Origin of the sequence: Arthrobacter sp. S39, from assembly GCF_004320525.1 — a bacterium.
Taxonomy (GTDB): domain Bacteria; phylum Actinomycetota; class Actinomycetes; order Actinomycetales; family Micrococcaceae; genus Arthrobacter.
Window position 1 is genome coordinate 196,306 of sequence record NZ_SIHX01000005.1, and the last position, 18,434, is coordinate 214,739.

The following is an 18,434-nucleotide window of genomic DNA, read 5'->3' on the forward strand; positions in this document are numbered from 1 at the left end:
CCGCTTTGTTCTGCCGGGGGTTGAACGCAATTTACACAGGGTTAACCCGGCCGGTCTTGTGAGGCTGCAGACGGTGCCGGGAGACTTGATGTACAAGCTGAACTGATCAACAGATCGTTCGAGCAGACCCGTGGGAGACCGGCGCAGAGATGTGTTCGGGACCGTCCAGTGGCGACGACGTTGCCCGGACAGGACCCACAGACCGGAAGGATTTGCCATGGCCGGGAAGTTTGAAGTTTTCTTGGACTCCGATTCACGATTCAGGTTCCGCCTCAAGGCGCCGGACGGCACGGTGATGGCCGTGTCCGAAGCCTATGAGGACAAGTCCGCTGTCGCCGCCGGTATCGCCGCTGTGCGTGAGTGCGCCGGAACAGGGCTGGTCACCGATCTCTGCACCGCCGCCAGTGTCAGTCAGCCTGCGCCCGTTGCGGCCCCCGCCCTGGTCCAGCCGGCCTGCGATGACCAGCGCGTCCCTGCCACGAGGGTGCACTCGTTCGCCAATGCCAAGGCGCCGCGCAGGCAGGTCACTTCGCCGCGTTGGACCGGGGCAGCCTAAGGTCCAGCACCGGCGGATCCAGCCCTCGTCACCGGCCTCCAAAAGTTTTTTCAGAAAGGTCGTAACCCTTGGAGCGCCCCGGGCGATTACCCCTATGAAAGCGCCGGACTGGAACCTGTCCCCCATCATGTTCCAGCCCGGCTCTTTTTTGCTTCGGCAGGACACAGAAGTGACAGGGATCCGGCACCCGAAACGGGCGCCGGCGGGCGAGGTGGCACGGTTACCGCAGGGTAAAGTTAGTTGGCAAGGGCATTCCGCGGAAGCGTCACTGGCCCTAGACTGAGCAAGCCAAGTTCCCTCCACCGAAGGCCCTACGTCCGTGACCGATGCGCTGACTGACGATGTATTGCGGGCTGGTGCCGGCGATCCGGAACTCTTCAGCCTCGTGTACCGAAGTTATGCGTCACAGGTCCTGGGCTATCTCACAGCCCGCGGTGTTGAAGATCCGGAGGCTGTTATGCAGGACGTCTTCCTCGCGGTCCTCCCACGGCTGGAGACTGTCACGGGCGGCATGCACGGCCTGCGCACCTTTATCTTCTCGGTGGCCCACGCCCGGATGGTGGACGACCACCGCCGGCAAAGCCGCACCCCCGCGAAGCTCCCGTTCGACGCCGAGCTGGACCTGCGCGAGGAATCATCCGCCGAAGCTGAAGCCCTTGCGAGGGTCTCGCCGTCGGAGGTCCTGGGCCTGCTCCAGGGGCTGCTGGACGAGCAGAAGGAAGTGCTGACCCTGCGCATTATCGGCGGCCTGACCGTGGACCAGGTGGCCGCCGTCATGGGGAAGAGCGCGGGCGCCGTGAAGCAGCTCCAGCGGCGGGCTTTGAACAGACTCCGCGAGGAAACCTCAGTGAAGGAATACGTGGCGCCATGACACCTCAAACCAGCCGTTTGACGGGCACCGTGGAGTCGATGCTGCTCGATGCCGGCCAGGAGCAGGACACCGAACTGCGTGCTGCGCTCCTGTCGCTGGGCAGCCTGGCTTCCTTGCCGGCACCGTCCCCCAACGCACAGCTGGCCGCCCTGCTGGCCTCCCGGCCGGACGAGCTGACCCGCCGACGCAGGCAGCGCCGGCACCGTAACCGGTCCGCCATTGTGGGCCTTGCCGTCGTAGCGGGGATGGGCCTCGGCGTCACCGGGGTCGCCGCCACCGGGTCCGGTGCGGCGGGGAAGGCCAGCCACTCCGTGCAGCACTTGCTGGAAGACTGGGCGCCCTCGTGGAACGTGTCCGGGCTGCCCGCTGCCGCCCCTGCCATCGGAACCGTCCCGGAAGCCGCAAAGGCGGAATCCGGTGCAGGGCGGGATGCTGGTCCGGCAGACGGTCAGCAGCAGTACGTGCCGCAGCAAGCGCCGGACCATAACGCGGCGCCCGACGCCACCGCGGACGAAACTGTGAAGGAAGGACCGGACGACGGCGGCGCTGACTCCCAGGCCGGATCCGGTTCGCCCGGGACGTCCGGCGGGGTAAAAAATTCAAAGGAACAGGGGAAGCTCCCGGAAAGCTCCCCGTCCCAGGAAGCGGAGCATGCCCCTGAACCTGTGCGGCAGACGCTGGAAAAAACGGAGAAGCTGCTGGCCAGCGTCGTGCCCGGAAATGCGGCGTCCAAGGAAGCCGGCAACGGGTCCGGCAAGTCCGGGACCAACAAGAAAGCAGACCCCGGCGCCAAGTGGCTCAAGAAGTTCAGCCGCTAACCACCCGCCGCCCGCAGCCCGTAGGCTTGCCTCATGGGGCACACCAACGATCCTGCAGTCATTGAGCGCCTGATGCGAACCAAAGGGCGGTGGGCCATCGTGGGCCTGACTACCAATGAGTGGCGTGCGGCCTACGATACGTCGCTGTTTATCCGGGACCGCCTCGGCATGGAGATCATCCCCGTCAACCTCCCTGGCGATCCTGTGCACGGCGAACCCGGCTACCGCACCCTCGGTGACATTCCCCCCGAAAAGCAGCCGGTCGACGTCGTTGACTGCTTTGTGAATTCGCACAGGGTTGGTGCGGTGGTGGACCAGGCCATTGCGGCAGGTGCCAAGGCCGTATGGCTGCAGCTGGGCGTCATCGACGAAGCTGCGGTGGAGCGTGCCAAGGCAGCCGGTCTCGATGTGGTGATGAACGTCTGCCCCGCCCAGCAGGCGTGGAAGTACAACCTCTGATACTCCCCGCGTTCAGGTTTTGATCAGGTCCGGGTAGTGCCGCTCGGTCACGTCCGGGTGGGCGCGCATCCGTCCCTTGAGCATGTTCATGCCGAATGATGCGAGCATCGGGTTGGACGGATCATCCGAGATTCCGCGGGCCTGTGCTTCCAGCTCCGGCGGCAGGGGCACGGGGTCAATCACGGCGTCCAGCCGCGGCGACCAGAAGAACGGCACGGAGTAACGGTCGACGCCGGGCGGCGGCGCCTGCACGCGGTGGATCGTCGCGGCGAGGTAGCCTTCGGTGGCAACCTCTAGCATTTCGCCCAGGTTCACCACCAGCGCGCCCGGGATGGGTTCGACAGGGGCCCATTCGGTGGCGCCGGGCGGGAGGACCTCCAGGCCTCCGACGCCGTCCTGCAGCAGGAGGGTGACGAACCCGTAGTCGGCGTGCGAGCCCACGCCCTGGTCACCGGCCGCTTCCACCACGCCGCCCACATAATGCACCAGTTTGCCCATCCAGGCCGGTGTGTCACGGAACGGATCGTCGAAATATTCCTCGGGCAGCTGCAGGGAGACGGCGATGGCGCGCATCAGTTCCATGCCTACCGCGGACATCAGGTCCGCCCAGGCCATGGCGGCCTGCTTCAGCTCCGGCAGCGCTTCGTCCGGCCACTGGTTGTGTCCCTGGAGCAGCCAGAACGGCTGATCTGCCGGATAATCCGGGATGGGGTCGCGCTCCGGCGAATAGTCAATCTGTTCCCGGGCATCGGCCCGGCCCTGGGTGACCTCTGTGCCCATCCGGGTGTAGCCGCGGAAATGCGGTGAAAGCCGGTTATCAAGCTTCATCCGTTCCTCAAGCGGCAGATCGAAGAAGCGTTTGATGACGGCCAGGAGGTCCTCGGCCTGGCCCGGCGCGGCGCCGTAGCCGGTGAGCTGGAAGAAGCCGACGTTGTGGGTGGCGTTTCGCAGCTCTTCAATGAATTCCGGACTAAAGGGACCGTAGGGCTGGCGTGCGGTGCTCAGGTCCAGAACAGGTATGGTCGCCTGGTCATGTGACATGCTCGCAGACTAGCACCGGCGGCGGCCGCTTTGTAGGCTCACTGGATGGACCAAGCTGAACTCCGCGAAATCTGCCTGTCGTTTCCCGGTTCCTTCGAGGATTTTCCCTTCGGACCCGAAACCTCGGTGTTTAAGGTCCGGGCGCATGTTGCCGGCGGCGCCCGGCACGAGGCCAAGATGTTTGCGGCCACCGCCATGGACCCGGACGACTGGTCCGTGAGCCTGAAGTGCGAGCCCGCCCTGGCTGAGCAGCTTCGTGCCGCCCACCCGGAAATCACGGGCGCGTGGCACATGAACAAGACCCACTGGAACGGCGTGCGGCTGGACGGCGCTCTCCCCGATTCAATGGTCCGGGACATGGTGGAGGACTCCTACGACCTCGTAGTGTCGACCCTGAGCCGAAAGCAGCAGGAGCAGCTGGGATGGGCCCGGCTGTCCGGCTCCCAGGAGGCGTCTGTTGACTGACAGGCGCCTGGTAGGCGGCCGGCTCGATTACCCCGGCGTCGGCGCTACGGAGAATGGCCGGCCGCCAGCGGGATACTCCTGCCTGGTGTCACAGGTCTACCTTGGAGACGGGGTGGCACTGTACCGTCGGGTGGCGCACGGAATCCTGACGTGGGAGCTGCAGCGGCGGTCGGGGCTCCGAGTCCGGGCTGAATCCGACGTCGTCCGTCCTGGAACGCGCGTGGTGAGCGGATTCGGCGTCGGACCTTTCCGCATTAACGCCCCCTGCGAGGTGGTGTGGGTCCGGCGGCCGGTGCCGGGGGAGGGCCCGCAGTCTGCGGGGTTTGGCTACGGAACATTGCCCGGACATCCGGCCCGCGGTGAAGAGGCGTTTGAAGTGGAGATTGACGCCACTGGCCGCGTATTTTTGCAAATCACCGCCTTCAGCATGCCTGCCAACTGGTTCTACCGGGCAGGTGGCCTGGTGACCAGGGCGGCGCAAAGGCACATCACTTCGCGATACGTTGAAGGGGCACGCCAACTCGCCGCAGGTGAAAGCTGATCAGGAGTAGGTACATGCTGGACCAAGAGACCCTTGACCGACTATGGAAGCAAAAGGATCCCGGGCTGTCCGAGCAGCGCTTCAGGGACGCCCTTGCCGATCCGGCGTACGACGCCGACGAAAAGGCCGAACTGGCCACCCAGCTGGGACGTGCCATCGGCCTGCGGGGACGCTACGAGGAGGCAGATGAGCTGCTGGACTCGGTGGACGGGGAGGAGGAACCCACCGTCGGAGTGCGGATCCTGCTGGAACGCGGACGCGTCCTGAACTCCAGCGGGCACGCCGCCATGGCCGTGCCCCTGTTTGAGCAGGCCGCGGAGCTCGGCGACCACCTGGGCGAGGAGTACCTCGCCGTGGATGCGCTGCATATGCTCGCGATCGCAGACTCCGCCCATGCCGAGCTCTGGACAAAGAGTGCCATCGAATACGCGTCCACTGCCCACGATCCGCATACGCGGCGCTGGATGGTGGCGCTGCACAACAACCTGGGCTGGGCCCTGCACGGCGCCGCCCGCTTCGCCGAGGCGCTCGTGGAGTTCCAGCTGGCCGAACAGTGGGCGGAGCGGGCCGGCACCCCCGCGCAGCAGCAACACGCGCGTGAGGCCATCGAGGCCTGTGAGCTCGCCCTGGCTGCGGGCTGACACTGATTCAACACCCTCAACGGAAGGAAATCCCATGATCTTCATCGTGGTTAAATTCAAGGTCAAGCCCGACTGGTCCGAGCGCTGGCTCGGCCTTGTTGAAGAATTCACCACGGCCACCCGGGAGGAGCCCGGCAACCTGTGGTTCGACTGGTCCCGCAGTGTGGAGGACCCCAACGAGTTTGTTCTGGTGGAGGCCTTCAAGGACGACGCCGCCGGGGACCACGTCAACAGCACGCACTTCAAGCAGGCCATGGCGGACATGCCCCAGGCGCTGGCCGAAACACCCCGGATCATCAGCCGCCAGCTCGACGGCGACGGCTGGGACCGGATGGGCGAACTCACCATCTGATGTGGGTCGGCTGGATTGAATTCGACATCCTCCTTGGCGACGTCCAGAGCCTGAAGGAGAAACGCTCCATCATCAGGTCGCTGCTGGCCGAGCTCAAGCGCCGCTTCGACGTGTCCGTCGCGGAGGTGGGGGACCACGACCAGTACCGGCGCTCGCAGCTGGGCGCCGGCCTGGTGGCAGCTGACCGGGCCCACCTCGTGGAGGTGCTCACCGCCGTCGAACGCTTTGTAGCCGCCCGGCCCGAGCTTGAGCTACTCAGCGCAAGGCAGCGGGAGCTCCACAGCGAGGACTAAACCAACGCGGGGTCACTTTACGCCCATCCCCAGGGGATTATTGGGCGTAAAGTGACCCCGCGTTGCTTTAGCGGAGGCCTTAGCCGAAGTACTTCGGCAGGGTTGCCTCGTGGGCTTCGCGGAGGGCGTCGAGGGACAGGGTGTCCACGCCGTTGATCTCCAGCTGGTTGCTGTCTGCATCCACCACGCCGATCCGGACGTGGGCGAACCCGCGGGCGGTGCACATGTCGGTGAAGCGGACTTCCTCGGAGCGGGGAACGCCCACAATCGCGCGGCCCTGGGTCTCGGAGAACAGCGCCGTGAAGAGGTCAACGCCGTCGCGGTCCAGGACGTCCTGCAGGGCGATCCGGGCGCCGACGCCGTAGCGCAGTGCCGACTCAACGAGGGCTGCCGCGAGGCCGCCTTCGGAGAGGTCGTGCGCGGAGTCCACCATGCCGTCGCGGGATGCGTTGATCAGGATCTCACCCAGCGCGCGTTCGGCGGCGAGGTCGACCTTCGGCGGGAGCCCACCGAGGTGGCCGCGCATGTTGGCCCATTCGGAGCCGTCCAGCTCGGCCGCCGTCGTGCCCAGCAGGTAGATGGCCTGGCCATCTTCCTTCCAGCCCGACGGCGTGCGGCGGGCGACGTCGTCGAGCTTGCCCAGAACAGCCACCACGGGGGAGGGGTGGATCGGGGTGGTGCCCGTCTGGTTGTAGAGCGAGACGTTGCCGCCGGTGACCGGGATGCCCAGCACCATGCAGGCGTCGGACAGGCCGCGGATGGCTTCGGCGAGCTGCCACATGACGTCCGGGTCCTCGGGGGAGCCGAAGTTCAGGCAGTCGCTGACGGCCATCGGCACGGCGCCGGAGGTGGCCACGTTGCGGTAGGCCTCGGCCAGTGCCAGCTGTGCGCCGTGGTACGGGTCAAGGTAGGTGTAGCGGCCGTTGGCGTCGGTGGCCAGGGCAACGCCCAGGCCGGTTTCCTCGTCCACGCGGACCACGCCGGCGTCGTCCGGGAACGCCAGGGCGGTGTTGCCGCCGACGTACCGGTCGTACTGGTTGGTGATCCAGTCCTTGCTGCACATGTTCGGCGAGGCCACGAGCTCGGTCACTGCAGCTGCCAGTTCCGCGGGGGCGGAGGGGCGGCCAGCGTCCTGGACGGATCCGGTGAAGGAATCGGCCTGGACCGAATCCTGCCACTCGGGGCGGGCGTACGGGCGGTCGTAGACCGGACCGTCGTGGGCCACAGTGCGCGGGTCGACGTCGACGATGACTTCGCCGTCCCAGGTGATGATCAGGCGGCCAGTGTCGGTGACCTCGCCGAGCCAGGAGTACTCCACTGCCCACTTGTCCATCACAGCTTCGAAGGCGGCGATGTTCTCAGGCGTGACCACTGCCATCATGCGTTCCTGCGACTCTGACATCAGGATTTCGCCCGGGGTCAGGGTGGGGTCGCGCAGCAGGACGGAGGTCAGCTCGACCTCCATGCCGCCGTCGCCGTTGGAGGCGAGCTCGGACGTGGCGCAGGAGATGCCTGCGGCGCCGAGGTCCTGGATGCCCTCAACAAGGGAACCCTTGAACAGCTCAAGGCAGCACTCGATCAGGACCTTCTCGGCGAAGGGGTCGCCCACCTGGACGGCGGGGCGCTTGGACGGCTTGGTGTCGTCGAAGGACTCCGAGGCCAGCACCGAGGCGCCGCCGATGCCGTCGCCGCCGGTGCGTGCACCGAAAAGGACCACTTTGTTGCCCTTGCCGGAGGCGTTGGCGAGGCGGATGTCCTCGTGGCGCATAACGCCGACAGCCAGCGCGTTGACCAGCGGGTTGCCCTGGTACACGGAGTCGAACACCATTTCGCCGCCGATGTTGGGCAGGCCCAGGGAGTTTCCGTAGCCGCCGATGCCGGCAACGGCACCGTGCATGACGCGGGCAGTGTCCGGGTGGTCGATGGCGCCGAAACGCAGGGGGTCCATCACGGCCACCGGGCGGGCGCCCATGGAGATGATGTCGCGGACAATGCCGCCGATGCCGGTGGCGGCACCCTGGTAGGGCTCAACGAACGACGGCGAGTTGTGGGACTCGATCTTGAACGTGACGGCCCAGCCGTCGCCCAGGTTGGTGACGCCGGCGTTCTCGCCGATGCCTACCAGCATGTCCTTCTTCATCTCGTCGGTCACCTTGTCGCCGAACTGGCGCAGGTGGTTCTTCGAGGACTTGTAGGAGCAGTGCTCGCTCCACATGACGGAGTACATGGCCAGTTCCGCGCCGGTGGGGCGGCGGCCCAGGACCTTGACGACCTCGTCGAACTCGTTCTGCTTCAGGCCCAGTTCGGCCCAGGGGAGTTCGGTGTCCGGCGTCTTGGCGGCGTTCTCGACGGTGTCGATGTTGAACTTCTTGGCGGTCTCGACAGGCTCGACCACCGAATTGATCTCGGTCATTTGCTGCCTCCCACAATCTTGTTCAATACGGAGGTGAAGAAACCCAGTCCATCGGTGTCTGAGCTGCCGACCCCGTCCAGCGACTGGGGTCCGAAGCCGGCCTCAACGGCGTGCTCCGGGTGCGGCATAAGTCCCACCACGTTGCCGGCGGCGTTGGAGATGCCGGCGATGTCGCGGCGCGAGCCGTTCGGGTTGAAGCCCACGTAGCGGAACACCACGCGGCCTTCGGCTTCGAGCGCGTCCAAGACCTTCTCGTTAGCGATGTACTGGCCATCCTGGTTCTTCAGCGGCACGGTGATTTCCTGGCCGGCCTCGTAGTCCAGGGTCCAGGCGGTGTTGCTGTTTTCAACCCGCAGGACCTGGTCGCGGCACATGAACTTCAGGTGGTCGTTCTTGATCATGGACCCGGGCAGAAGGTGCGACTCGGTCAGGATCTGGAAGCCGTTGCAGATACCCAGCACGGGCAGCTTGGCGTCGGAGTTCGCGGCGTCGATGATCTTGGACATCAGCGGGGCGAAGCGGGCAATGGCACCGGCGCGGAGGTAGTCGCCGTAGGAGAAACCGCCGGGAATCACGACGGCGTCCACGTCACCGAGGTTGGTGTCGGCGTGCCAGAGCGGCACTGCGGTGCCGCCGGCCAGCCGGACCGCACGGGCGGCGTCGCGGTCATCAAGCGTGCCGGGGAAGGTGACCACGCCGATCTTCGCGCCCGCGAGGCGCGGCTCAGCGGCGACGGCGATTGCCTCGCCGATCAAGGGAAGTTCAGTCATCTCAGGCCTCGACGACCTCGACGTTGACGACGTCTTCAATCACGGGGTTGGACAGCAGGGTCTCGGCTGCCTCACGGGCCTGGGCCAGGATTGCGTCGGTCACCTCGCCGTCGACGGTCAGTTCAAAGCGCTTGCCCTGGCGGACAGAGCTAAAGCTGGTGAAGCCCAAACGGGGGAGTGCACCCACGATGGCCTTCCCCTGCGGGTCCAGAATCTCGGGCTTGGGCATGACGTCAACAACGATCCGGGGCATCCGGCAACTCCTGTGCGTGAGCATTGGGTAAGGGCGCAGCGGAGTGGTGCCGTCTCACGCCGTTCCGCTGTGTTGAGGGGTGCTTCTTGAACAGTGTGGACGGGCGCTCCGCGAGCTTGCTAGCCCATTCTACCGGGCATGGGGCCGCACTCTGTATTCGGCGGAACGACGGCGGCTCTGGCCCTGCGCGCGCACCGTCACTAGGATTGCGGAATGGCTGAGAAATCGAAATCCGTGCTGTTGCCCGTGGTAGCCGTTGCCGTTTTCGCCGGGCTGGGCCGCATGGTCCTGCAGAAGATCAAAGCAGACCGGGCTGCCCGGGAAACCCGCGTGGCAGGTCCCGTCGATGAAAAGACCCGGCAGTGGATCAGCGACGTAGTCCGGACGCCACGCCAGTAGGCGCCATCATCGCGTGACTCTGTTCGAGGGCGGCCCCTGAGGGGCCGCTTTTTTGTGCCCCGGAAACATCTCCTGCCAAAGAACCTTCCCCTGTGACCTTTCACACCCTACGGTGGTAGGACGTCGTATGTGGCATGTGGAACCTATGGTTCTGCCGTCCACAAAACGACTCATTCCCGCATCGCCGCCAGCCGGCGCAGTGAAAGGACAGTCAACTTGCCACTCATCACCCAACGCAGCAGGCATCGATCCCTGGGACGGACGGCAGGTGCGGGCATCGTCGCCCTCGCCTTGCTGGCCGGTCCGGGGATGGCCGCCCAGGCGGCCCCCATCCCTTCCAACAGCCCGACGGCGGGTCCCGGCTCCTTCGCGGAGGCCAACCTTGCGGCCGACCGGACGGCCAGCAACTTCTTCTACCGGATCCCGGCCCTCACCTACCTCGGGAACGGAGTGGTGCTGGCCGCCTGGGACGGCCGCCCGGGCAGTTCCGCCGACGCGCCGAATCCCAACTCGATCGTGCAGCGCCGCAGCACCGACGGCGGCCAGACCTGGGGCCCCGTGCAGGTCATCGCAGCAGGGCACCCGGGCGACGCCACCAGCCCGAAGTACGGGTACAGCGACCCGTCCTATATCCACGACGCCGAAGCCGGCAAGGTCTTCGCGTTCTTTGTGTACTCCAAGGACCAGGGCTTTGGCGGCAGCCAGTTCGGCAACGACGACGCCGACCGCACCGTGATCTCCTCAGCTGTCATCGAGTCCTCCGACGGCGGCCTCACCTGGAGCCAGCCACGGCTGATCACCAACGTCACCAAGCCCGGCACCAGCAAAACCAGCCCGGTGGCCGGCGATGTGCGCTCCAACTTCGCGTCCTCCGGCGAAGGCATCCAGCTCAGGTACGGTCCCCACGCAGGGCGCCTGATCCAGCAGTACGCCGGCGATGTGCGCCAGGCCGATGGCACCAACAAAATCCAGGCCTACAGTGTCTACTCCGATGACCACGGCCTCACGTGGCAGAAGGGCGCCAACGTCGGCGACCGGATGGACGAAAACAAAACCGTGGAACTCTCCGACGGCCGCGTTCTTCTGAACTCCCGCGACAACGCCAACCAGGGCTTCCGCAAGGTGGCCATCTCCACCGACGGCGGCGCCACCTACGGCACGGTCACCCAGGACACCGAGCTGCCCGATCCCGCCAACAACGGTTCCATCGCCCGGATGATCCCGTCCGCGGCGCAGGGCTCGGCGGACGCCAGGAAGCTGATCTTCACCAACTCCAACTCCAAGACCGGCCGCGAGAACGTCTCCGCCCGTATCTCCTGCGACGACGGCGCCACCTGGCCCGGCGTGCGCACCATCCGTCCCGGCTTCTCCGCCTACTCCACCGTGACCCGCCTGGAAGACGGCAAGTTCGGCGTCCTCTACGAGGGCAACTACACGGACAACATGCCCTTCGCGAAGTTCGACGACGCCTGGCTGAACTACGTCTGCGCCCCGCTGTCCGTCCCCGCCGTCACCACGGCTCCCGGTGCCACCTCGCAGGTCGCTGTGACAGTCACCAACCAGGAAGCCGCCACACTTTCAGGTGCCAACGCCACTGTCTACACCCCGAGCGGCTGGTCCGCCGCCACCGTGCCGGTTCCCGACGTCGCCCCCGGCGCCTCGGTCACCGTCAACGTGGCCCTGACCGCCCCCGCTAACGCCAGTGGCCCGCAGAACCTCAACGCGGCATTCACGACGGCGGATGGCCGGGTTTCGCAGTTCACCTTTACCGCTACCGTGCCGGCTGCCCCGCAGGTGGGGCTGACCGTCACCGGGAGTGCGCCGACACGCGATGTAATCACCAACCCGTACCAGGTGGGCGAAGTCCTCAGCTACTCGTTCACCGTCAAGAGCACCGCGAACGTCACGGCAAACTCGGTACCGGTCTCCGGGACCTTCGACTCCGGCTTCCTCCCGCCGTCGGCCCCGAACTGCCGGTTCAACAACCTGGCCGCCGGAGCCAGCTACACCTGCACGACCGCCAAGCACGTCATCACGGCCGCGGACGTTGAGCGCGGCTACTTCGTGCCCGAGGCGGGCTTCAGCATCACCGCCAGCGCGACGGCGTCGCTCACCAAAACGGTTCCGTTCACCGGCGCTGCGGTCGCCTTGCGCGACGGACTCGTGTCGGCCGATATTAGCGGAGCGCGTGCCGACGCCGGGCGTGACCTCTCAACCCAGCCGTACGCGGCAGGCGAGCCCGTCCCTTACACCTTCGCCGTGCGCAACACGAGCCCGCTGGTTGAAAAAGTGGTCCCCACCGCGGGAAACTTCAGCCCCTTTGTCCCGGAAGGTCCCGGCAACTGCCGGTACGGCACGCTGCCGGCGGGCCAGAGTTACCAGTGCACCACGCCTCGTCACACGGTGACCGCCGAAGAAGTTGAGCAAGGCTTTTTCGTTCCGGCCACCAGCTGGGAAGTCAGCGCAGCAGGCCAGAGCACCAGGAGCTACCAGGTGGACGGCGGCGAAGTGGACCTTAAAGTCCGCGAGCCGAAGCTTGAGGGTACCGTTTCCGCCCAGTGGGAAGACGCCGACGGCGACCGCTTTGCCAGTGCGGGTGATCCCGTCACGTACACCTACACCCTGGGCAACGCGGGGAATGTGGCGCTGACGGGGCTGGACGCCCCGGAGGCTGGAATCACGGAATCCGCGCTGGCCGTTGGTGGCACCGCGACGGCCACGCGGGTTCATGTGCTGAGTGCCGCTGACGTCGCTGCGGGAAGCCTGGGTGGCGTCACCTTCGGGGCGACGGCACGCAACGGCTCCAAAGAGGTCAGCGTGCGTGTTGAAGGTGACCCGCTGGTGCTGACGGTCCAGCCGGCGCAGCCGGAGGGTGAGCCCGCACTGGCGGTCCAGGACCTCGAAGGCCAAACGGCCCCCTTGGACCTGGGCACTGCGGACAAATACCGCAACGGCCAGAAGATCACGCTGGCCGGGCTGGAGTACGGCCAGTGGTACTACGTCTACCTCAACAAAATGGCCTACCGGATCGGATGGATCTTCCCCACCACGGCGAACACTGTGGAGTTCATCCTCCCGTCCGACGTGCAGAACGGCCGCGACGACGTGGTGGTCCTGGACAAGGACGGCCGGCAGGTCTCCTTCGACAGGCTTCAGGTCACACCCAAGGGCGACCGGGGCTAACAGCACCTAACGCAACCATGGCAACGGCCCGGCGGACACCGCCGGGCCGCTGTCATGACAGCCAAATTGACAGATTCAAAAAAGGATCTTGTGGCTTATGTCATATTCGTCTATCAGTCTGTACTGTTTGAATCGGCTGGTCTCCCCGGATTACAAGATCTGTAATTACGGTTGCCGTCTTCCAGCTGCCACGGGGGCGGACACGCGCCGGACCCGTGCCTCGTGAAAGGTGTAGTCGCTCGTGAAATCAACTGGAAAGAGCCCCATCCGGGGCGGGGGACTCCGGAAAGCGACGGCGTTGGCCGTGGGTTTGCCGCTTCTCCTCACGTCAATGGCGTTGAGCCCCGCTACCGCGGCGCCCGTCGAACCCAACACCGTAGTAACTCCCAGGACCGTTAGCCCCGCCGACTACCCGGCAGGACGCTACATCGTGGTCCTTGCCGAGAAGCCAGCAGCCACGTACGACGGCGGAACGCCCGGGCTGGCAGCGACGAAGCCGCAAAACGGCCGGAAGCTCGACGCGGAACGCCCCGAAGTCCAGCAGTACCAGGCACACCTCGAGGAAAAACAGAACTCCGTTGCCCAGACGGAAAGCATCCAGATCAAGCGCAAGTACACGGCAGCCATCAACGGCTTTTCGGCCGACCTCACCGCTGAGCAGGCCGTGAAGCTCGCCAAGGATCCTGCCGTGCTGATGGTGGCCCCGGATACCGAAAACGCTCCGGACTACTCCACCACGGACTTCCTCAAACTCAGCGGAGCAAACGGGCTCTGGAACACCGCCTTCGGCGGCCAGGACAATGCCGGCAAGGGCGTTGTGGTGGGTGTCATCGACTCCGGCTACACGCCGTCGAACCCCTTCTTTGCCGGCAGCGACGTCCAGCCGCTCAGCGGCGAGGCCCAGGTTGGCGTGCCGTACCGCACCGCGGACGGCAAAATCGCCATGCTTAAATCCGACGGCGACACGTTCCTCGGTGAGTGCCAGAAAGGCCAGGGATCCGGGGCGACTTTCAACGGAGATGACTGCAATTCCAAGGTCCTGAGTGCACGCTACTTTGCCGACGACTTCCTGAAATACGTGGCGCCCCAGCACCGCGCGCCCGAGGAACTGATTTCGCCGGTTGATGTCGGGAGCCACGGCACCCACACGGCCAGCACGGCGGCAGGCAACGCCAACGTCCATGCCAACCTTGGTGCCACTGACATGGGCATCACCAGCGGCGTGGCACCGGCGGCCAAGCTCTCTGTCTACAAAGTCTGCTGGGAGGATGACAACCCGGACACCGGCGGCTGCTACAGCTCGGCCTCCGTCGCCGCGATCAACCAGGCCATCCTCGACGGCGTGGACGTCCTGAACTACTCCATCTCCGGCAGCACCTCCACCACCACCGATCCGGTGTCGCTGGCCTTCCTGTCCGCGGCCTCGGCCGGTATCTTCGTTGCCGCATCCGCCGGAAACTCGGGACCCACCGCGAGCACCGTCAACCACGGTGCACCCTGGCTGACCACCGTGGCCGCGAGTTCCTTCTCCACGGAACTGCAGGGAACCGTCGAATTCGAGGACGGCAGCAAGTTCCGCGGCGCCAGCCTCATGGCCGCTCCTGTTCCCGCGAGCAATGTGGTTCTCGCCGCAACGGCCGCGGCAGCCGGCGCAGCAAATCCTCAACTGTGCGCCCCCAACGCACTCGACCCCGCCAAGGTGGCAGGCAAGATCGTTGTCTGCGACCGCGGAGTGGTTGACCGGGTGGCCAAGAGCGCCGAAGTGAAGCGGGCCGGCGGCATCGGGATGATCCTGGTGAACCTAGCCACGTCCTCCGAGGACCTGGACCGCCATTCTGTCCCGACCGTGCACGTGAACCCGCCGGCGACGCAGCAGATCAAGGACAAGATCACGGCCAACCCGGCCATCAAGGTTGCTTTGGTAAACAAGGACACCACCGGCCTTCCGGTGGCGCCGCAGCCGCAGATTGCCGGGTTCTCTTCCCGCGGCCCGCTGCTTGCCACCGGCTCGGACCTGCTCAAGCCTGATGTGGCTGCGCCCGGTGTTGCCGTTCTTGCAGGTGTGTCGCCCATCGGCTCGGGCGGCGACCAGTTCGGCATGATGTCCGGAACATCGATGGCGGCGCCCCACGTCGCCGGCTTCGGTGCGCTGATTCTTGCCAGGAACCCCAGCTGGTCTCCGGCCACGGTCAAGTCGGCCATGATGACCACGGCCGGTGAGGTCAAGAACGCCGACGGCACCCGCAACGGCGACGTCTTCGCCACCGGCGCCGGCCAGGTGGATGTTGCCAGGGTCCTCGATCCGGGACTGGTCTACGACAACACCGAGGATGATTATTTGAAGTTCATCCAGGGCACGGGCCTTGACCTGGGCATCCCCGGCCTGGGGAGCACCGCGCCGCGGGACATGAACGTCGCCTCGTTCGCGCTGGGTGCACTCACGGGCAAGACTGAGGTCACCCGGACGGTCACTGCTTTGACGCCGGGTGTCTACCGGGCCAAAGCGGACGTCCCGGGCGTCAAGGTGACCGTGACGCCGTCGATCCTCAGCTTCAGCGCCGCCGGCGAGAAGCGCACCTTCAAGGTTAAGTTCGAAAACACCAGCGCGGCCCTGGGGCAGTTCGCCATGGGCAGCCTGGTCTGGCAGGGTGCCGGCAAGAACGTGGCGTCCCCTGTGGCTGTGCGTCCGCAGTCGGTGGTGGCCCCGGCGAACCTGGGGTTCACCTCGGCAGGTGGCACGGGCCAGGGTGACATCCCGGTGGTCTCCGGCACCAACGCCCCCGTGAAAATCACCCTGGACGGGCTGTCCAAGGCTGACTCCTCTGCCATCGAACTGGTTCCCGGGCCGCTGGCGCTGGAAACCAATGGGTCCAACTTCGCCAAGGAAGTCACCGTTCCGGCAGGATCGCCTTTGGCCAAGTTTTCTGTGTACTCCTCGGATGAAGCCGCCGACTTCGACATGGTGGTCTTCAACCCGGCGGGACAGGCACTCCTTGCCCAGACCGCCTCGGCCAGCGAATCGATTTCCGTTCCCAACCCGGCTGCCGGGGTGTACACGATCTTCGTAAACCTCTATGCAAGTCCGAACGGGCAGCCCACCAAGGCCTCCGTGGACGCGGCCGTGCTGGGGGCCAACGTAGGAAACGCCACCGTGACCCCCAACCCGCTCCGGCTCGGGAACGGCCAGGCGGGAGTTGTGAAGCTCCAGTGGAAGGACCTCGCTGCAGGCTCCTACATCGGCCGGGTGACGTTCGCCGGCTCAAGCGTGCCCACGTTCGTCTCGGTGGCGGTCACCTCCGGTGGCGCCGTGGTGGTCCCGGATGACGAAACAGCCAACGACCCGGCTGCTTCGGACAAGAAGGACAAGGCCACGAAGGACAAGAAGAAACAGGAAGTCCCGGAATTCTCGGGCAACAGCAACATGGATCTCTAGTCCACCAGAAGCAGACCAGGACGCCGCCGGTTCCGTTGGAGCCGGCGGCGTCCTGCTGTTTAGGCGGGGGTGCAGCCGGGGGCTACGTTTCGGGCAGACTACGTTTCGCCGCGCGAACCCGGCGTCCCGCCGAGCAGCGGCGCCATGGCGCGCCAGCGGGCAATCTCGCAGCCGTCGGTGCGCCGGAAGGTCACGTTGACCGGGCGGCCATTGACGGCCCCCGTCACCACCGCAACCTGCGGGCCGCCGTATTGCTGTGTGCACAGCTTCGGCGGACCCGGTCTGGGGAAAAAGATGTCCTCCCCGAAGCGTTCAACGGCCGCCAGCGCGGCGGCCGGATCAGGCAGCGTGCAGCCGGCAACGGGGTGGCCGTCCCGGGCAACCAGCCGGAACTCGTACTCGGGAGCATCCGCGTCTTCCCGGAGCCTGATGGCCAGGTCGAGTTCGTTCATGCCGTACTCTCCGAGTGCAGCGGGGCCAACTCCCTTGCCAGCCGATCACGGAGCTCAGCAGCCTCGGCCGCGAACGCACGCTGGTGCTCGACGTAGGTGGCCTTGCCGTCCGGGGTTTCGATCCTGATGGCGGGGTAGCCCCACTCCGCGAGGTCATAGGGGGAAGCCTGCATGTCCATCGCCCTGATCCGCCAGGAAAGCTCAAAGCAGTCCATCACCAGTTCGCTGGGCAGCGCGGGCAGCAGTTTGTAGGCCCACTTATAGAGGTCCATGTTGGCGTGGAGGCAGCCTGGCTGTTCCATGTCCCGCTGGTTCTCCCGGCTGGGTGCCAGTTCATTGCGCGGGATGGCATCCGGTGTGTAGAAACGGAACGCATCGAAGTGCGAGCACCGGATCCGGTTCTCCTCCACCACCTGGTCCGTCCCGGCCGGGCCCAGCCTCAGCTGCAGGTACTCGTGCCGCAGGTCGAACTTGTCCTGGCGGTACACCATGGCCCATTCGTGCAGCCCGAAGCAGCCGAACTGGGCGGGACGGGCCGCAGTTCCGCGCAGTATGATTTCGGCGAAGGTGACGGCTTCCCGGCGGTCGGCCAGGAAGGCGTGGCGGTCAAAGGTGACCGCCCCGGTTCCCGCCGGCAGCCCTACGGAGGCGAGCTCGCCGTCGTCGGGCGTTCTGTAGTGTTTCCATCCGCTGCGGGCGGTGGCCTGTTCGCCGGTCAGTACGACGCCGGCTCCCGGGTGCCAGCGCAGCAGCTGGCCTGGCTTTTGGGTGTAGTAGGTGAAGAGGAAGTCCTCAACGGGGTGCTTGCGGCCTGCGGACCGGCGGGCCAGGTAGGGGTCGGCGTAACGGCGGACGCGCTGGACGTGCGCGGCTTCGCGCGCCCTGCAGTCCTCGGCCGCCGGCAGGCTAAGCTGCTCCACCGCTGGAACCCAGGATGGTCTGGGCGGCATTCCAGGCACTGATTTCGCAGCCGTTGGTCCGGGCGAAGATGACATCCACGGGTGTTCCATCCACTATCCCGGTGACGGTTGCCTTCTGCGGCCCGCCGTATTGTTCGGTGCACGCCTGGGCGGTGTTCTTCGTGGACGGGCTCAGGACCGACGCGTTGTCCTTAAGGGCCGTGCAGGCCGCGTCCGCGGCCGGGTGCTTGCTTTCCGCCGACGGCACGCCGCCCTGGCACACCAGCGTGTAGTTGACCGCCGGTTCGGTGTCGGAAGGCTTGACCATGATGGACAGTTCAGCGTTCCCTGCTCCGGGGCCGGCCGGGAGTCCGGACGGCGCTGACGGTGCGGGCGCCGGGACGGATGTTTCGGTGTCGGGGGCGGGTGTGGCCGACGGAGTGGACGTGCCCGATGCAGTGGCGGACGGTCCGGACGATGTGGGCTGGCCTGATCCAGTCCCTGCGGAACAGGCCGACATCAGGCCTGCCGACACTGCCACGGCCAACACCTGGATCAGCAATTTACGCACGCGCCCGGCCTCCTCGGATTGCTC

19 protein-coding genes are annotated in these 18,434 nt (G+C 66.1%); 12 read left to right on the forward strand and 7 right to left on the reverse strand.

Annotation, left to right across the window (positions count from 1 at the left end; genetic code table 11):
- The first annotated feature begins 217 nt into the window (after positions 1 to 217).
- The 4 genes from EYS21_RS12150 to EYS21_RS12165 all read left to right on the forward strand — a co-directional run bounded on the left by EYS21_RS12150 (position 218) and on the right by EYS21_RS12165 (position 2,704).
- Positions 218 to 556 carry a DUF1508 domain-containing protein gene (locus EYS21_RS12150; RefSeq protein WP_131133464.1) on the forward strand — a complete coding sequence of 113 codons (339 nt, stop codon included), beginning with the start codon at positions 218 to 220 and terminating at the stop codon, positions 554 to 556.
- A 319-nt stretch (positions 557 to 875) separates the two neighbouring features.
- Complete coding sequence (locus EYS21_RS12155; RefSeq protein ID WP_131133465.1) at positions 876 to 1,427, forward strand: sigma-70 family RNA polymerase sigma factor; 552 nt, start codon at positions 876 to 878, stop codon at positions 1,425 to 1,427.
- The gene (locus EYS21_RS12160) at positions 1,424 to 2,245 is read left to right on the forward strand and encodes a hypothetical protein (protein ID WP_131133466.1); all 822 of its coding nucleotides are present in this window, start codon (positions 1,424 to 1,426) and stop codon (positions 2,243 to 2,245) included. The genes EYS21_RS12155 and EYS21_RS12160 overlap by 4 nt, the downstream gene beginning before the upstream one ends.
- 33 nt (positions 2,246 to 2,278) lie before the next feature.
- Positions 2,279 to 2,704, forward strand: a complete 426-nt coding sequence (locus EYS21_RS12165) for a CoA-binding protein (RefSeq protein ID WP_131133467.1) — start codon at positions 2,279 to 2,281, stop codon at positions 2,702 to 2,704.
- Between the two features lie 12 nt (positions 2,705 to 2,716).
- On the opposite strand, the gene EYS21_RS12170 is transcribed toward EYS21_RS12165, so the two are convergent.
- Positions 2,717 to 3,745 carry a 2-oxoglutarate and iron-dependent oxygenase domain-containing protein gene (locus tag EYS21_RS12170; RefSeq protein WP_131133468.1) on the reverse strand — a complete coding sequence of 343 codons (1,029 nt, stop codon included), beginning with the start codon at positions 3,743 to 3,745 and terminating at the stop codon, positions 2,717 to 2,719.
- Between the two features lie 45 nt (positions 3,746 to 3,790).
- Between EYS21_RS12170 and EYS21_RS12175 the strand changes: the two genes are divergently transcribed.
- The 5 genes from EYS21_RS12175 to EYS21_RS12195 are packed head-to-tail and all read left to right on the forward strand — an operon-like array spanning position 3,791 to position 6,037.
- Entirely contained in the window at positions 3,791 to 4,210 is a 420-nt protein-coding gene (locus tag EYS21_RS12175; RefSeq protein ID WP_131133469.1) for an MmcQ/YjbR family DNA-binding protein, read from the forward strand.
- Positions 4,203 to 4,751 carry a DUF1990 domain-containing protein gene (locus tag EYS21_RS12180; protein WP_131133470.1) on the forward strand — a complete coding sequence of 183 codons (549 nt, stop codon included), beginning with the start codon at positions 4,203 to 4,205 and terminating at the stop codon, positions 4,749 to 4,751. The genes EYS21_RS12175 and EYS21_RS12180 overlap by 8 nt, the downstream gene beginning before the upstream one ends.
- 14 nt (positions 4,752 to 4,765) lie before the next feature.
- Complete coding sequence (locus EYS21_RS12185; RefSeq protein WP_131133471.1) at positions 4,766 to 5,392, forward strand: hypothetical protein; 627 nt, start codon at positions 4,766 to 4,768, stop codon at positions 5,390 to 5,392.
- A 34-nt stretch (positions 5,393 to 5,426) separates the two neighbouring features.
- Positions 5,427 to 5,744, forward strand: a complete 318-nt coding sequence (locus EYS21_RS12190; protein WP_131133472.1) for a putative quinol monooxygenase — start codon at positions 5,427 to 5,429, stop codon at positions 5,742 to 5,744.
- Positions 5,744 to 6,037 carry a DUF503 domain-containing protein gene (locus EYS21_RS12195; protein ID WP_131133473.1) on the forward strand — a complete coding sequence of 98 codons (294 nt, stop codon included), beginning with the start codon at positions 5,744 to 5,746 and terminating at the stop codon, positions 6,035 to 6,037. Before EYS21_RS12190 ends, EYS21_RS12195 begins: the two co-directional genes overlap by 1 nt.
- 79 nt (positions 6,038 to 6,116) lie before the next feature.
- Here the strand turns inward: EYS21_RS12195 and purL are convergent, their stop codons facing one another.
- From purL to purS, 3 genes are read right to left on the reverse strand one after another with little or no spacing between them, the layout of a single operon-like run.
- Positions 6,117 to 8,450 (reverse strand): phosphoribosylformylglycinamidine synthase subunit PurL, encoded by a 2,334-nt coding sequence (purL, locus tag EYS21_RS12200; RefSeq protein ID WP_131133474.1) that lies wholly within the window; start codon positions 8,448 to 8,450, stop codon positions 6,117 to 6,119.
- Positions 8,447 to 9,220 carry a phosphoribosylformylglycinamidine synthase subunit PurQ gene (purQ, locus tag EYS21_RS12205; protein ID WP_131133475.1) on the reverse strand — a complete coding sequence of 258 codons (774 nt, stop codon included), beginning with the start codon at positions 9,218 to 9,220 and terminating at the stop codon, positions 8,447 to 8,449. Before purQ ends, purL begins: the two co-directional genes overlap by 4 nt.
- A 1-nt stretch (position 9,221) precedes the next feature.
- Positions 9,222 to 9,473 carry a phosphoribosylformylglycinamidine synthase subunit PurS gene (gene purS / locus EYS21_RS12210; RefSeq protein ID WP_056631212.1) on the reverse strand — a complete coding sequence of 84 codons (252 nt, stop codon included), beginning with the start codon at positions 9,471 to 9,473 and terminating at the stop codon, positions 9,222 to 9,224.
- Positions 9,474 to 9,686: 213 nt separating this feature from the next.
- Here purS and EYS21_RS12215 point away from each other — a divergent pair, with 213 nt between their 5' ends.
- From EYS21_RS12215 to EYS21_RS12225, 3 genes are all read left to right on the forward strand, one after another.
- The gene (locus EYS21_RS12215) at positions 9,687 to 9,872 is read left to right on the forward strand and encodes a hypothetical protein (RefSeq protein WP_131133476.1); all 186 of its coding nucleotides are present in this window, start codon (positions 9,687 to 9,689) and stop codon (positions 9,870 to 9,872) included.
- Positions 9,873 to 10,181: 309 nt separating this feature from the next.
- Entirely contained in the window at positions 10,182 to 13,055 is a 2,874-nt protein-coding gene (locus tag EYS21_RS12220; RefSeq protein ID WP_131133629.1) for an exo-alpha-sialidase, read from the forward strand.
- 331 nt (positions 13,056 to 13,386) lie between these two features.
- The gene (locus tag EYS21_RS12225; protein WP_131133630.1) at positions 13,387 to 16,488 is read left to right on the forward strand and encodes a S8 family serine peptidase; all 3,102 of its coding nucleotides are present in this window, start codon (positions 13,387 to 13,389) and stop codon (positions 16,486 to 16,488) included.
- A 98-nt stretch (positions 16,489 to 16,586) separates the two neighbouring features.
- Here the strand turns inward: EYS21_RS12225 and EYS21_RS12230 are convergent, their stop codons facing one another.
- Genes EYS21_RS12230 through EYS21_RS12240 form a run of 3 tightly spaced genes read right to left on the reverse strand, consistent with a single transcriptional unit; the run spans position 16,587 to position 18,410 of the window.
- Entirely contained in the window at positions 16,587 to 16,940 is a 354-nt protein-coding gene (locus EYS21_RS12230; RefSeq protein WP_131133477.1) for a serine protease inhibitor, read from the reverse strand.
- Entirely contained in the window at positions 16,937 to 17,890 is a 954-nt protein-coding gene (locus EYS21_RS12235; protein ID WP_131133478.1) for a 3-methyladenine DNA glycosylase, read from the reverse strand. The genes EYS21_RS12230 and EYS21_RS12235 overlap by 4 nt, the downstream gene beginning before the upstream one ends.
- A complete protein-coding gene (locus tag EYS21_RS12240; RefSeq protein WP_242633400.1) occupies positions 17,847 to 18,410 on the reverse strand; it encodes an SSI family serine proteinase inhibitor in 564 nt (187 codons plus the stop codon). The genes EYS21_RS12235 and EYS21_RS12240 overlap by 44 nt, the downstream gene beginning before the upstream one ends.
- Between the last annotated feature and the right edge of the window lie 24 nt (positions 18,411 to 18,434).